The sequence below is a fragment of the Adlercreutzia equolifaciens genome (assembly GCF_029076695.1).
Lineage (GTDB): Bacteria > Actinomycetota > Coriobacteriia > Coriobacteriales > Eggerthellaceae > Adlercreutzia > Adlercreutzia equolifaciens_A.
In genome coordinates this window covers 1-321 of the sequence record NZ_JARFIK010000234.1, presented here as the reverse complement: position 1 = coordinate 321, position 321 = coordinate 1, and the positions used below count along the sequence as shown (strand labels likewise).

The window sequence follows — 321 nt, the reverse complement described above, 5'->3', positions numbered from 1 at the left end:
CTGCTCGATGTCCGCAGCACGGAAGGTGTCGGCCGAGCAGCTGGAAGTGTGGGCCAAGCGCGCGGGGGTGGAGATGGTCACCCGCGAGCGCGGCGCCGATCCTGCCAGCGTGTGCTACGACACGCTGGAGCGCGCCGAGGCCACCGAGGCCGACTTGGTACTCATCGACACGGCTGGCCGCCTGCACACCTCGGCCGACCTTATGCGCGAGCTGGAGAAAGTGGTGTCGGTGGTGCGCAAGCGCTCGAAGCTGCCGGTGTACGCGGTGCTGGTCATCGATGCCACTACGGGGCAGAACGGCCTGCAGCAGGCTCGCGAGTT

Annotated in this window: 1 pseudogene; it reads left to right on the top strand. The window is 68.2% G+C overall.

Annotated elements, in window-relative coordinates:
- Positions 1-321, top strand: a pseudogene (locus PZH32_RS12195) (signal recognition particle-docking protein FtsY); the annotation flags it as partial.